At 56.1% G+C, this 12,854-nt stretch carries 13 protein-coding genes; 2 read left to right on the top strand and 11 right to left on the bottom strand.

Annotated features, from left to right (window positions below):
* The 6 genes from OLTU_RS04735 to OLTU_RS04710 form a co-directional block, all read right to left on the bottom strand.
* Positions 1-834 (bottom strand): alpha/beta hydrolase, encoded by an 834-nt coding sequence (locus tag OLTU_RS04735; RefSeq protein ID WP_141731606.1) that lies wholly within the window; start codon positions 832-834, stop codon positions 1-3.
* Positions 835-892: 58 nt separating this feature from the next.
* Positions 893-4,039, bottom strand: a complete 3,147-nt coding sequence (locus tag OLTU_RS04730) for an efflux RND transporter permease subunit (protein WP_141731605.1) — start codon at positions 4,037-4,039, stop codon at positions 893-895.
* A gap of 12 nt (positions 4,040-4,051) precedes the next feature.
* The gene (locus tag OLTU_RS04725; RefSeq protein WP_141731604.1) at positions 4,052-4,489 is read right to left on the bottom strand and encodes an efflux RND transporter periplasmic adaptor subunit; all 438 of its coding nucleotides are present in this window, start codon (positions 4,487-4,489) and stop codon (positions 4,052-4,054) included.
* Positions 4,489-5,691 carry a TolC family protein gene (locus tag OLTU_RS04720; RefSeq protein ID WP_218109840.1) on the bottom strand — a complete coding sequence of 401 codons (1,203 nt, stop codon included), beginning with the start codon at positions 5,689-5,691 and terminating at the stop codon, positions 4,489-4,491. The genes OLTU_RS04725 and OLTU_RS04720 overlap by 1 nt, the downstream gene beginning before the upstream one ends.
* An 88-nt stretch (positions 5,692-5,779) precedes the next feature.
* The gene (locus OLTU_RS04715) at positions 5,780-6,094 is read right to left on the bottom strand and encodes a hypothetical protein (protein ID WP_141731602.1); all 315 of its coding nucleotides are present in this window, start codon (positions 6,092-6,094) and stop codon (positions 5,780-5,782) included.
* Position 6,095: 1 nt separating this feature from the next.
* Entirely contained in the window at positions 6,096-7,910 is a 1,815-nt protein-coding gene (locus OLTU_RS04710; protein ID WP_141731601.1) for an ABC-F family ATP-binding cassette domain-containing protein, read from the bottom strand.
* Positions 7,911-8,069: 159 nt separating this feature from the next.
* On the opposite strand from OLTU_RS04710, the gene OLTU_RS04705 reads away from it, so the two are divergent.
* Complete coding sequence (locus tag OLTU_RS04705) at positions 8,070-8,774, top strand: hypothetical protein (RefSeq protein WP_141731600.1); 705 nt, start codon at positions 8,070-8,072, stop codon at positions 8,772-8,774.
* A 2-nt stretch (positions 8,775-8,776) separates the two neighbouring features.
* On the opposite strand, the gene OLTU_RS04700 is transcribed toward OLTU_RS04705, so the two are convergent.
* The 3 genes from OLTU_RS04700 to OLTU_RS04690 all read right to left on the bottom strand — a co-directional run bounded on the left by OLTU_RS04700 (position 8,777) and on the right by OLTU_RS04690 (position 10,917).
* On the bottom strand, positions 8,777-9,478 hold the full coding sequence (locus OLTU_RS04700; protein WP_141731599.1) for a purine nucleoside phosphorylase YfiH/LACC1 family protein: 702 nt from the start codon (positions 9,476-9,478) through the stop codon (positions 8,777-8,779).
* Positions 9,479-9,487: 9 nt separating this feature from the next.
* Positions 9,488-10,327, bottom strand: a complete 840-nt coding sequence (locus OLTU_RS04695) for a ParA family protein (RefSeq protein ID WP_141731598.1) — start codon at positions 10,325-10,327, stop codon at positions 9,488-9,490.
* A gap of 119 nt (positions 10,328-10,446) precedes the next feature.
* Positions 10,447-10,917, bottom strand: a complete 471-nt coding sequence (locus OLTU_RS04690; RefSeq protein ID WP_141731597.1) for a type II 3-dehydroquinate dehydratase — start codon at positions 10,915-10,917, stop codon at positions 10,447-10,449.
* A gap of 113 nt (positions 10,918-11,030) precedes the next feature.
* On the opposite strand from OLTU_RS04690, the gene OLTU_RS04685 reads away from it, so the two are divergent.
* The gene (locus OLTU_RS04685) at positions 11,031-11,330 is read left to right on the top strand and encodes a hypothetical protein (RefSeq protein WP_141731596.1); all 300 of its coding nucleotides are present in this window, start codon (positions 11,031-11,033) and stop codon (positions 11,328-11,330) included.
* Positions 11,331-11,333: 3 nt separating this feature from the next.
* Here OLTU_RS04685 and OLTU_RS04680 read toward each other — a convergent pair whose 3' ends face one another.
* Together OLTU_RS04680 and OLTU_RS04675 are read right to left on the bottom strand one after the other, a co-directional pair.
* Positions 11,334-12,278 carry a hypothetical protein gene (locus tag OLTU_RS04680; protein ID WP_141731595.1) on the bottom strand — a complete coding sequence of 315 codons (945 nt, stop codon included), beginning with the start codon at positions 12,276-12,278 and terminating at the stop codon, positions 11,334-11,336.
* Between the two features lie 18 nt (positions 12,279-12,296).
* On the bottom strand, positions 12,297-12,851 hold the full coding sequence (locus OLTU_RS04675) for a hypothetical protein (protein ID WP_141731594.1): 555 nt from the start codon (positions 12,849-12,851) through the stop codon (positions 12,297-12,299).
* Between the last annotated feature and the right edge of the window lie 3 nt (positions 12,852-12,854).

Raw genomic sequence — 12,854 nt, 5'->3', positions numbered from 1 at the left:
TCACAAAATATAACGGCAGATGGGCCAACCCTTCTTATCCGGCCTGATCTGATTCGTTAAAAACCAGCGTGCGCTGGTGATAAAACTGAGGGCATCCTGCTCCAGCGCTGGCAGCCAGTAGGCGTCTTCACCTGATGCAGCGGACTCCGGCTGGAGCATGGCATGGGGAACGCCTTCCGGATAAAAACAGAGGCGGGCGTTCCTTGCCTTTTCCACCGCGCTTTGGATGGCGTCGGCATCGACCGTGGCTTCATGAAGGACGCCCACGAATTGCATGGGCACGCGAATCCTTGCGATCGCGTCCAGCGATTCCGTTGCACGCGGTGCAAAGATCAAAAGCCGGTCCCAGACGCCCGGCCCGACAAGGGCAGCCTCGGTGGCCAGCGAGCCGCCACCGGAAAGTCCGGCCAGCACCTTGTCCCCACGCGGCGCGCGGCGTGCGATTTCGTTCATGGTGGTGATGAATTTTTTGTAACGAAGCTCCGGCCGATCCAGTGTCCTGTGCGAAGACTCGGGAAGCAGCGGCAGATACACATCAAAGCCTGCCTTGGCAAGACGTTCACTGAGTGTCGCGAATTCCTGCGGGCAGGCGTTGAAGCCATGAAAAAACATCAGAAGGCCGCGGCGTCCCACCGTAGGATCAGCCTGCACGCGACGCGGCTGGCATTCCGAAGGGATGGAATGCGAAGCGACGGTTTCCTTCACATAATCGTTCCAAAGTTCCTGCTCAGGCGAAGGGCCAGCAGGCGTCGGATGGGGACGCGCGCTGTAACTCGTTTGGCAGGAGACAGCGAAAAGCGCAAGAAAGGCCAGCGAAACGAGCTGTTTCTTCATAATGCGAACCCTTGATAATAGGACATCCCCCTATGATAAGGGTTCGCTCAACGTGGGGTCAATGCGCGGTCACGCGAAAGTTCCGCACGCGCTTTTCAATCAGGGAAAAGAGCATCGGCAGAATAAACAGCGTTAAAACTGTCGCCGACAGGACACCACCGGTGACAACAGTGGCCAATGGCTTTTGCACTTCGGCGCCCATGCCTTTCGAAAACATCATCGGCAGAAAACCAAAAATGGCGACGAGCGCCGTCATCACCACCGGCCGCAGACGGGCGACGGTGGCCTGCATGATCATGGGAACTCCGTTTTCACCCTGCGCCTTGCGCGTGTTGTAGAAACCGATGAGCACCACCCCATTCAGCACAGCGATACCGGACAGCGCAATGAAACCCACACCCGCCGAAATGGAGAAAGGCAGATCATTGAGCCAAAGATTCAAAATTCCACCGACCCAGGCCAACGGAATGCCGATAAAGATCAGCAGCGTTTCCCAGGCATTGCCAAAGGCCGCATACACCATGAAGAAGACCAGGCAGAGCGCGAGCGGTGTCAAAATCAAAAGTCGCAGCCGGGCCTCCTGAAGATTCTGAAAATTGCCGCCCCATTCGATAAAACTGTTCTCCGGCAATTGGATTTTTTCCGCGATGCGCGCCTGAGCCTCCTGCACAAAGCTTTCCGTATCACGGCCGCGCAGGTTCACCAGAACGGCCGCGCGACGCATGCCGTTTTCCCGATTGATCGAACCAAACGTATCCGCGAATTCAAGATCGGCCAGATGATCGAGTCTGGTGGAGATGCCATGGCTGATCCCCACGGGCAGCGAGCGGATCACATCCAGGTCGGAGCGTTCGGCTTCACCGAGGCGAATGAAAATGGGCACCTTCTGCTCATTTTCGTGGATAAAACCGGCCTCCTCACCCCCCAGGGCGGCGGCGACGGTTTCAAAAACCTCCGCCACCGAGGTGCCGAAGCGAATCAGGGCTTCGGGCTTCGGCTCAATCTTGAGCACTGGGGACGTTCCCGCCAGATCCAGCTCCACATCCCCGGCGCCGGGAATGGCCTCCACGATCTCGCGAATTTCCCGCGCCGTGTCCAGATTTTTGTCGAGGTCATTGCCAAAGACCTTGATGGCCACATCCGCACGGGTCCCTTCCATGAGTTCGTTGAAACGCATCTGGATCGGTTGCGATGCCAGATAATTCTGTCCTGGCACCTCCCGCTCCAAAAGTTCCACAATATGCTGGGCCAGGGATTCAAAGTTGTGCTTCCGCCCTTCATGCAAGGGCCAGGTCGCCTGGTCCTTCAGCATGATATAGGTGTCCGAGACGTTCACGCCCATCGGATCGGTGGCCACTTCACTGGTTCCAATGCGCGAAAACACATGCTGAACCTCGGGCACATCGCGCAGGACCCGCTCGGCCGTTTTTTGAAAGGCAATCGACTGATCCAGGCTGATATTCACAGGTCGGATCATGTGAAACGCATAGGATCCTTCCCCCAGTTGCGGCAGGAACACAGCTCCCATGCGGCTGAAGAGAAGGAGTGAGACCGCGATGGCCAGCAGGGCTCCGGTGATAAAGACCAGGCGGAAGCGAAAGGACAGATGCAGGATGGGTTCATAGATGCGGGTGAGAATCCGCATCAACCAGGGTTCGCGACTCTGACCCTTGCCACTCAGCACAAAACTCGCCAGCGCCGGCACGGTGGTAAACGACAGCAAAAGTGCACCGAGCACGGCAATCGAAAATGCGGTCGCCATGGGCTTGAACATTTTGCCTTCCACCCCCACCAGGGCAAAGATCGGCAAAAATACGACCACAATGATGAGCTCGCCAAAACCGGCGGCCTTGCGAATCTCCACGGTTGCATCATGGATGGCCTGCTTTTTTTCGAGCGATGTGAGCCCGCGACCAAGATTTTGGGCCCGGCTCTGAATCATTCGCACACAATTATCGAGGACAATGACCGTCCCGTCGACGATCATGCCGAAGTCGAGGGCCCCGAGACTCATGAGGTTGCCGGAAAGTCCCAGAGGACGCATCAGAAGAAAGGTGAGACTCAGGGTGAAGGGTATGGTCAAGGCGGTGATTAAAGCTGCCCGCATATTGCCGAGCAGGGCAAAGAGCACCAGGGTCACGAGCAGGGCACCGAAGAGCAGGTTATGCTGCACCGTCTGGATCGTGTGATCGACAAGTTCCGAGCGATCATACACTGTCGCCAGAACCAGGTCAGGCGGCAGCGTGCGACGGATCTCTTCAATCCGGGCATCGATGGCCTTGGCCACGGCACGGCTGTTATCGCCCATCAGCATCATCACCGTGCCGAGCACGACCTCTTCGCCGTTCATCGTGGCGGCACCGGTTCTTTGCTCACGCCCGAGGGTGACAGCGGCCACTTCACCGAGCCGTACCACACGCAGGGATTCCAGCTGTTTCACGGGAACGAGTTTGATTTCCTCAGGGCTTTTGAAAAGGCCGATGCCTTGCACCAGAAATTGTTCCGCCGTCTGCTGAATTTGACCGCCGCCCACATTACGGTTGGAGCCTTCCAGGGCCTCCTTCAGATCCGAAAAATGAATGCCATAGGCCTGCATTTTCTCGCGATCGGGTTCGACCTGATACTGCTTTTCATAACCGCCCGTGGTATTGACTTCAGCCACCCCCTTGACCGTCAGAAGGCGCGGCTTGATGGTCCAGTCCTGGTAGGTGCGCAGCTGAATGAGTTGCTGAAAGCGGGCCTCGGGATCCTGGGCCACATTCTTGTAATCAAGCGTGTACTGATAGATCTCACCAAGTCCCGTGGAGATGGGACCCAGGCGTGTGGTGGCTCCGGTCGGCAGGTCGCTCAAAACATTCTGCAAGCGTTCGGAAACCATCTGCCGGGCCCGATAGACATCCACGCCGTCTTCAAAAATCACGGTGATCTGCGAAAGACCGAAGCGCGTGATGGAACGCACGCTGTCGACCTGGGGAAGGCCGCGCATGGAGGATTCGACGGGAAAGGTAATGCTGCGTTCAATTTCCTCCGGTGCGAGTCCGGTGATGGTGGTGTTGATCTGCACCTGGTTGTTGGTGATATCAGGAACCGCGTCGATGGGCAGAAGACGAAAGCCAAAGACCAGTCCACACGTCACCAGAAGAAGCGTCAAAAACAGGGTCAAAACCCTATGAAAAACGGCAAAATGTATGATGCGATTGAGCATGAAGCATCCTTGTCAGTGATCGTGATGGTCGGCGGCGGGACCCATAAGGCTCTGTTCGATGATTTTCAAAAAGCCGATCCCCTGGATGGCCAGTTCATCACCGGCAGCCAGACCCGCGCTCCGGATTTCGGCGCTAACTTTGGTCTTGCGAACAATCTCAACATCCACTGATTGCCAGGAGCCTTCACGCTGTCGCATCACCTGGACTTCCAGACCGGAGTACACCAGAGCCGAGACCGGAATGGTCCAGATCGGACCTGCCTTGAGCCGGGACTTTTGAATGGCAAAGTTCTCCTCGGCACTGGGGCGCAGAACAAAGCCTTCATGTTCATCGAACTTCAGAATACCCTGATCCGGGCCAACCCGCGAAGGACCTGCACCTTCATCCCCATGGGCGAAAACAAGGGGAGCAAAACTGCAGATGAGAAGAAGAAAAATAGGAGTTTTCATCACAAATCCCCCTCCTGAATCTGACCCGTGAGATAACGGAGATTCCAATAGGCCTCCATCGCCTTCCATTCGATCTGATGACGGGACACCAGATGCTCATACATCTGCCGATGCGCTTCAATGATGAGCGACGCGTTCACGCGCCCGGCCAGAAAAAGTTTTTCCATTTTTTCATGCTTGTCCTGGACCGCGGTCTCCGCAAAACCCTGCCGCAAAACCTTCACCGCACTTCGGTACTGATGAAGCCAGCGCACATAGTCCGCGTTGCGTTTTTTCGCATCCAGTCCCGTTTCCGCTTCGGCCAGAGCAAAGGCGGCCTGGGCCACCTCCAGCGTGGCCTTCTGTTGGGAGGCACCGATGGGAAGGCTGGCAGCCAGACCAAAGGCGGGTTTGCCGCTTCCATCTTCAAGGCTCAAGCGTGCCACGGGAGCGATGGACACATCAGAAAACGACTGAGCCTTTTCCTGATCGAGGAGCGCCAGAGCATGAGCCTTGTGCGCTTCCTGTTGACGTTTCCAGGCCGCACGCTGTCCCTGCATCTCCTCCGGAAATTCCGGCCATTGACTGCGCTCCTGGGGCGATTCCTTCGGAAGTGTGACGTTGGTGCAACCGGTCAGATAAGCGAGCTGACTGCGCACTCCGTCCTGTTCGACCTCCAGCTGTCCTGATTTCAAAAGCGTTTCATCATGAGCCAGGCGAAAAACAGCGAGCGTGACATCCTGCTCAGGCGAAAGCGCAGCCTGGGCACTGAGCTGACGAATCAGGGCCCGGTAGGTGGTGACAGTTTCCTTCAGGATTTCCTGTTCATGTTCAATCTGCTGCCAGCGATCGGCGGTAATCGCCAGATCACGCAGGAGTTCAGTTTTACGACTCTCCAGCCCTGCCACGGAAAGGGCCAGCTGGGTGGTGGCCAGGCGCTGCCGTGCCTCCTGTTTGCCGCCGCGTTCCAGGGTCCATTCATAGCGGATTTCGGCCTCCCCTTCCCGACGCAAAGGGGTTCCGGCCAGATACTGCGCTTCGGCCCGGGCCTGAGGTCCCAGCGCCGCCGCTTCGATTTGGGTTCGATTCAGATCCTGCTTTTTCTGCAGAGCGGCCCATTCGGGAGCGGAACGCAGCACCGCGGCCGCGACTCCGGACCATTTGGACCAAAGGCAGGTTTCAGCCCCAAAAAGAGGCCAGGGCAATGACAAGGTCAAAGTCATGAGAAATAAATGTCTCATTCCATACTCGAAAAATAAGGGATGGGGGCAGCCACGAGGCTGTGGAAATCTTATCAGATTGTGGGAAGGATCAGGCGAGAGGAGGACGCATGGGTAAAAAGCGCGGCCCACTCCTCACAATAAAGGAATAGGGCGTGATATTTCTGTGATGATGGCTGTCAGGCTCTTCCATGGGACTGGCCTGCCATCGCGCATGCAAATGTCCACAATGCCCAAAGTGGCAGGATTCGGCATGGCATGGGTGAACATCCTTATCCGTGGAAGACGAGGGATCGACCAGAGCAACCGGCTCATGCGCCTTCTCATCACAAAGCAGCCCCTCGGCCAGACTCGAGATCCAGCTGAGGCTAAGGAGCAGCAGAATGAAGAGGGCCATTTTTTTCAAATCAACCGCCCTGCACCTTGGATTCCAGTTCGGTCCATCGTGCATAAAGCCGATCGACCGTTTCCTGCGCTTTTTGCAGCCTTTCACTGGCCGCCATGAGCTTTTGCGTTTGCGACGCGATCGAGGGATCCTCGACGGCAGCCTGAGCCGCGGACAGTTCCTCTTCCGCGTGCAAAATGGATTCCTCCATTTTCTCATATTCACGCTGCTCATTATAGGACAACTTCACCGCCCGGCCGGGCTTGGGTTTGGCGGCAGCTGAGGTGCTGGCTCCGGCCTTGTCCTTTTTCTGAGCACGTCCCTCATCCAGAAGGCTGCGTTCCCATTGTTCGTAATCCGCGTAGGCCGTGATCCTGCCTCCTGGTCCCAGCCCAAGGAAATGCGTGCAAAGACGATCGAGAAGATAGCGGTCATGCGAAACGAGAACGATGGCACCCGGGAAATCCTCAAGGCTGTCCTCCAGAATTTCCAGGGTATCGATATCCAGATCGTTGTTCGGCTCATCCAGAAGCAAAACATCCGCCTTGCGCTGCATGAGGCGCGAAATCATCACCCGGGCCTTCTCTCCACCCGAAAGAAAGGAGACCGGCGTATCCAACTGCTCCGCTTGAAATTGAAAGCGACGGGCCCATGAGGCTACATGCACGGAACGATCGCGGAAGATCACCGCCTCATGACCATCGGAAAGGGCGCGCTTCAAAGTCCAGTCGGGCTGCAGTTGCTCCTTGGCCTGATCGAAGTACACGATCTCCAAATTCTGAATGGCCTGGATGCTGCCCTCTGTGGGTGGCTCGATGCCGCCCATGATTTTCAGAAGAGTTGACTTGCCGGTTCCGTTATCACCGAGGATGCCGAGCGTCATGCCAGGCGCCAGAACGCAGTCGAGATTTTGAAAGAGAACACGATCACCGTAACGCTTGCTGATGCTTTTCAGCTGCATAAGCTGTTTGCTCTTGCGGCCGGACGCTTGAAAATCAAGATTGGCGCTGCTCGTATTGAGGCGCTGTTTCAGGTCCTGCATCTCGCCCTTCATGCGCATCGCTTCATCGATGCGATAGCGGGCCTTGGTGCCACGGGCCTTGGGCTGACGGACGAGCCATTCCTCTTCCCGCCGCAGTTTATTGGCGAGCGAGGCTTCCTTCACCTGCAGGTCATAGAGATAGGCTTCCTTCTTTTCGATGAAGGAGGAGTAACCGCCATCCTCAACATGCCAGCGGCCGGGATAGGCTGGATGAATTTCCATGATTCTTTGGGCCGTGCGATCCAGAAAGAAACGATCGTGACTGACGAGCACCCAGGCAAAACTTGCCTGTCTGAGAAACTCCTCGAGCCAGATCACCGAACGCAAATCCAGATGGTTGGTGGGCTCATCGAAGAGCACAAGGTCGGGATTGCTGATCAGAGCCTCGGCGATGGCCAGGCGTTTGCGCCAGCCTCCCGACAGCGTTCCCACGATTTGCATGGGATCGGGAAAGCCAAGGCGGCTCAAGAGTTTGTGCGCCTCAATCAAGGCCGTGGCATGATCCAGACCCTCATTTTCGCCCGCTGCGGTCAGAACCTCCTCGAGGTTTTTTTCCGTGGGAAATTGCGGTTCCTGAGTAATGAAAGCAAGCCGCAGACCTTTGCGGGCCGCGATGGTGCCGCTGTCAGGCACTTCCAGGCCTTTGAGAATTTTCAGAAAGGTGGATTTGCCGGCTCCGTTGGGGCCAATGATGCCCAGTTTTTCACCGTCCTCGATCGCGAGGTTGAGATCCTGAAACAGAATCTTGTGACTCATCGATTTCGCAAGGTTTTGACAGCCGATCAAAACGCCCATGGAGCACTCCTTCGTAGCCTGCGCGCAGAGAGGCAGTTCTAGCACAGAGCCGGACCAGGAAAAAAGGGCTCTTGCGGGCATACTGCCAATATGATGCACTAAGATGGGGGATAAAAATCGTGTTCCCGCCGCGGAAATTCGTGAACAAGGACACAAGTCATGAAAAAATTTGCCGTTTATTGCATTTCCGCCGTTCTGCTCAGCAGCAGCCTGCAGGCGTCCGCGACTGAAGAGGCTGAAGCCGGCTCTGCAGCGACGGAATCCACCGCCTCGTACTCGCTGCAATTCTCGGGGCTCAAATGGGCTCAATCCAAAACCAAATACAGTGATGAAGCCACGAGCCGCGACGCCACCAGCTTGATGACCGGGGACCTTGTGGATGCGTCGGTCTGGGCAAGCATCGGCAAATGGAACGTCTATTTTTATCCTTTCCAGGATGTCAATGCACTCGCTTCCGTGAGCTATATGCTGCGCGATGATCTGGAGATCGGCATTGATCTGGGGCTCAATGCCACGAGGGTCAAGGAACCGAAGAATGAAGTCAGCTCGGATCTCTACGGGATCTTCACGACCTGGTCGGTCCCCTTTGAAAGCTTTATCCTGGAAAACCTTGCCGTGCTGGACATGACGCGCGTGGAAACGACGAGTTTCAACAGCACCACCGGCGAAGATGAGAGCACCAAAGTCACCGGCAGCTATCTGAAACTCTCCAGTACGATAGTCGTTCCGCTCGCAAAGAATGCTGCGTACCTGGCCGGCGTCTGGTGGGCTTCGGAAAGCGGCAAAAACGATGGCACCGACACCACAAGGAAGAGTTCGCAGTTTGGCCTGACCCTGGCCGGCCTGCGTTTGACTTTGGATTGAAATTAAATGCGAATCCAGCTCCAGTTGCGACCCGCTCTTTGACCATCACGGCGGAAGGAATGCCAGACCATCGGATTTTTCCGCGTGCAGCTGCGGATGACACTCAGCTGCTCAGCCTGAAATCCGGCCTTGCGCAAGCGCAGGGCACTCAGAAGGGCGAGGTCCAGATGCCAGCGATCCCCCTGCCCTTTGCTTGACGCCCAGGCGAGGGTTTCATCATCGAGGCGATAGGCACCGCGCCGCAGCCCTTCGATGACTTCCGGACCAACTTCAAAACTATCGAGACTGATGCAGGCACCAATCCCGACCTTGCAGGCGTTCAGGGGAATGCCCTCCTGCGCCAGAACCTGGCAGCCGGCACCCAGAATATCCTGAGCCATCCCCTTCCAGCCGGCGTGAATGGCCATGACAAGCTGGGGATGATAAATCAGAACCGGCACACAGTCCGCCGTCTTCACGGCGATGCCCAGCCCCGGTTCGCGGGTCCAGAGGCCATCGGCTTCGGGGAGCGCCTCAGGATCCGTGCCTTTTTTTATTTCCACAAGCCGCGCCCCGTGGACCTGCTTCAGGCTGTAACCCTTCGCAGGATACTCATAACCCAGCCCTTCGAATCCATGAATAATCCCGCTTTCAACCCAGGACGGCAGCTGATGTTCCGGACCTGTCCAGGTCATGCGATTGATCCAGGATTCAATGGCTGTCATGCGCGTTCCTTATGCTTCCGGCTGCGGCGTGCGGCGGCTGCGCCCTTTGGGTTTTGCGTCACGACCCGCCTTGTTCTGTCCAATCAGTTGCTCGGCCAGGCCTGAAAACTCCAGGCTCAATTTATGGCTTGGACGGAAGAAAGGCAAGGGAACACCTGCGCTATGGCTTTCGCGCATCACGACCGAGGAACTCAGGAAGGGTTCAAGTATCGTGAAACCCTGCTGCTGCAGGCGGTCGATGCCGGCCTTGGGAACCTTGGCCTGGGCCTGATAATGATTGATGATGATGCCTTCCACCTGCAGATCAGGCCGGTGATCATTGGCGACTTCCTGCACAGCCTGCATAACCTGATGAATGGCGTCCTCGCTGAAGGCATCGCAATCAAAGGGGATGAGCACACGATCCGCCGCGAGCAGCGAGCTCATGCTATAGAAATTCAGAGACGGCGGCGTATCGAAAAACACATCATCGAAGCCCATCTTTTCGATGGCGACGTCGATCGCTTCGCCGAGTTTGAAAATCTTGTAGCGGCCTTCCAGTTTCGGCTGCAACTCTTTCAGCTGCTCACTGGCCGGGATCACGTAGAGGCCAGGATATTCGCTTTCATAAATGGTATCCATGAGCGAATCCTGAAACAGGCGGAAGCTCAGGGTCGAATTGAAAAAGTCGGCGACCGTATTGTTCACGCGCTCCATGCGCGAACCAAGCAAATACTTCGAGGAATTGGCCTGGGAATCAAGATCCACCACCAGGACCTTGCGTCCGGCTTTGGCAAAAGCAGCCGCCAGGTTGCAGGTAATGGAAGTTTTGCCGACTCCGCCCTTTTGATTAAAAACGGCACGTTTCATCGGTCCCCCTTTGGGAAGGTGTGCGCTAAATTCTTTGTGGCAAGAATGCAGGGGGAGCGGAGGGCAGGTCAAGAGCGAAAAAGAACCCATGATGCGAAAGGGGCGCCCGGAAGCCACCTTCAGGACTGTTTGGCAAACCAGGCGTAGAGTCCCGAGAGCCCGCACAAATAGGATGCTGCGCCAAATCCAAAGCAAACGCCCACAGCATGCGGTGCGGAGTACGAATGCTGGCGAAAGGCCTCACGCTTCGCAAGATTGGAAAGATGCACCTCGGCAAAGGGCAATTTCAAACCGGCCAACCGATCCGCGAGCGCCAGGGATGTATGGGTCCAGGCGCCGGGATTGATCACGGCTCCATCCCATCCTTCCGAGATTTTTTCCAGGAACTGCCCTTCATGATTGGTCTGATAAAAGGTGAGCTCGGCGGCATCAAGACTAAAGACCTTGGCCAGATTGGAGTTGACGGCCTTAAGTTCGGCTTCAATACTCGCCAGCGTGGACGCACCATAGATTTCCGGCTCACGCGTGCCGAGAAGATCGAGATTTACGCCATGAGCAATGAGTATACGTTTTCTGGTTCCTTTGGTCATGCCTCTGTCCTCATTTGTAACAGGTCTATTACACAGAAAGACTCGAAATGATCCAGTGTTTATGCTTCTATCAAAGGCGGTGGCAAACGTTTCAAACCAAAAGGAGTTCTTTCATGAAAAAGATGATGATCCTGGTTGCCGGTGCCATGCTGAGTCTGAGTGCGGGTGCCTATGCCGGAGGCCCCGGAAAACACGGCAAAATGACAGAATGGACCAAGGAGCAGCGGGAAACCATGGCCAAAAATCACGAGATGATGGCCACCTGCCTGCGCAGTGATCGATCGGTCGGGGAATGCCATGAGGAGATGATGAAAAGCTGCAAGGATAACGACGCCTGCCCCATGAAAGGTCGCATGGGTATGCATCATGGCATGCATGAAGGAAAAGGCACGAAACCGCAGAACTCCCAGTAAACCTTAAGCCACATCCAGTTTCTCCAAATTCTGGAGCAGATGATTGAGCACAGCGATTTTCTTATCGATCGTCCGAACCTTGTCCATGGCATCGGCCATTTTCGGGTCCATCTGACGATCGATTTCCTTCTGGGCATCGCGCAGTTCCCGGACTTCAGCAAATTCCCGGCGCAAAAGTTCATTGCCGGGTGCTGCATAGGCCAGCCTTTCGTAGATTTCAAAAGCGGTTTGATAGAATCCCTGACGACGGGCCAGGCGGGCCCGGGTCAGCTCATCCAGGTCCCCGGGCTTGAGATCCGGAGCCGAGCGCTTCACAAAAATTTCCTGCACCGGGCTTGAGAAAAAGCCTTTGGCGACGCGCTCCCGAAAATTCTCCTGAGCCAGCTCATCCTCCTGGCTCTTCGATGTCAGGGCGATTTCGTTATTGCGCTGAGCCTGCTGCTTCTGCTGCTGATTGACCCCATCCCAGCCCAGATACTCGGCATAATCCCGCCGCAGCATCACAAAGGTTTTGATATTGATGTGATCGATGACGATGCGCGCTTCACCATCCTGAAATTCCTGAACGGCCAGTTCCCGCGCCAGGCTGCGAGCCTGGGATTCAAAATTGAGAACCACACACAGTTTCAGGCGTAGAATCTGAGCCGTAAGATTGGTGCGCAGCGAGGAAGGGCTCGCTTCGAGGCAGTTCCACGATTCCCTGAAAAAATGCTTTTTGAAAAAGAGCTGGGCGAGGAACACCCGCGCCACCGAATAATTGGGATGACGCTCCAGGCCCTGCATCAGCACCTGAATGGCTTCCTCAATTCGGTGATGGCGGACCAGAATCTCGCCCACCGCAAAAAAACCGCGACCATCCGGCTTTTTGCGGAAATGATCCAGCGCGACCAGCTCGGACTTCGCGAGCTTGCCGGGATCAAGGGCTGCGAGATGATCGATGCTATTCATGACAGACTCGCTTTCGCATCACTGGGACAATGTCGTCGTCGTAAAGGTGGCCACATCCGAATAAAGAGCGCCCGAATGCATCTGAATGCTGACTTCGCTCGAAGAGCCGGCGGGCGGGCATACGGCGGCCACTTCAACCGTCACCACTCCGCAGGAGTCAGAGCACCAGTTATCCTTGGGCGTGATGATTCCTTTGTAACGGGCTGGCGTGAAGACATCACCGTTGATTTCCACATTGGGATTGTGTTCGGGAAGATCCGAACGCAGGCCATTCACAATGGGCTCCACACTGATGAACGGCACCGGTCTTTGGCCCGGCGTATCCCCACCGGTATCAAAGGCCTCCGCCACCAGAAACTGGGCGAAGAACGGATCATTGATCACCTGTCCGGCGGCACCGGCGGCACACGTCACGGTATTGGTTGTGCTTTGCAGGGACAAGGATAAGGGAACATCATTGCTGCCAATGATGGCGCTGCTGCAGTTGAGTTTACAAAGACCTGGATCCTCGGGCTCGAAGGAACAGCCTGAAGCCAGGCTGATCATCGACATCATCAAAATCGGGCGAAACATGGC

The organism is Oligoflexus tunisiensis, from assembly GCF_001748245.1.
GTDB classification, from domain to species: Bacteria; Bdellovibrionota_B; Oligoflexia; order Oligoflexales; family Oligoflexaceae; genus Oligoflexus; species Oligoflexus tunisiensis.
This window is presented reverse-complemented; position numbering and strand designations above follow the sequence as displayed.

Excerpts from the sequence above, each read along its gene's own strand:
- OLTU_RS04735 (WP_141731606.1), bottom strand. The coding sequence starts at position 834 with ATGAAGAAACAGCTCGTTTCGCTGGCCTTTCTTGCGCTTTTCGCTGTC.
- OLTU_RS04730 (WP_141731605.1), bottom strand. The coding sequence starts at position 4,039 with ATGCTCAATCGCATCATACATTTTGCCGTTTTTCATAGGGTTTTGACC.
- OLTU_RS04725 (WP_141731604.1), bottom strand. The coding sequence starts at position 4,489 with ATGAAAACTCCTATTTTTCTTCTTCTCATCTGCAGTTTTGCTCCCCTT.
- OLTU_RS04720 (WP_218109840.1), bottom strand. The coding sequence starts at position 5,691 with ATGACTTTGACCTTGTCATTGCCCTGGCCTCTTTTTGGGGCTGAAACC.
- OLTU_RS04710 (WP_141731601.1), bottom strand. The coding sequence starts at position 7,910 with ATGGGCGTTTTGATCGGCTGTCAAAACCTTGCGAAATCGATGAGTCAC.
- OLTU_RS04705 (WP_141731600.1), top strand. The coding sequence starts at position 8,070 with ATGAAAAAATTTGCCGTTTATTGCATTTCCGCCGTTCTGCTCAGCAGC.
- OLTU_RS04700 (WP_141731599.1), bottom strand. The coding sequence starts at position 9,478 with ATGACAGCCATTGAATCCTGGATCAATCGCATGACCTGGACAGGTCCG.
- OLTU_RS04695 (WP_141731598.1), bottom strand. The coding sequence starts at position 10,327 with ATGAAACGTGCCGTTTTTAATCAAAAGGGCGGAGTCGGCAAAACTTCC.
- OLTU_RS04690 (WP_141731597.1), bottom strand. The coding sequence starts at position 10,917 with ATGACCAAAGGAACCAGAAAACGTATACTCATTGCTCATGGCGTAAAT.
- OLTU_RS04685 (WP_141731596.1), top strand. The coding sequence starts at position 11,031 with ATGAAAAAGATGATGATCCTGGTTGCCGGTGCCATGCTGAGTCTGAGT.
- OLTU_RS04680 (WP_141731595.1), bottom strand. The coding sequence starts at position 12,278 with ATGAATAGCATCGATCATCTCGCAGCCCTTGATCCCGGCAAGCTCGCG.
- OLTU_RS04675 (WP_141731594.1), bottom strand. The coding sequence starts at position 12,851 with ATGTTTCGCCCGATTTTGATGATGTCGATGATCAGCCTGGCTTCAGGC.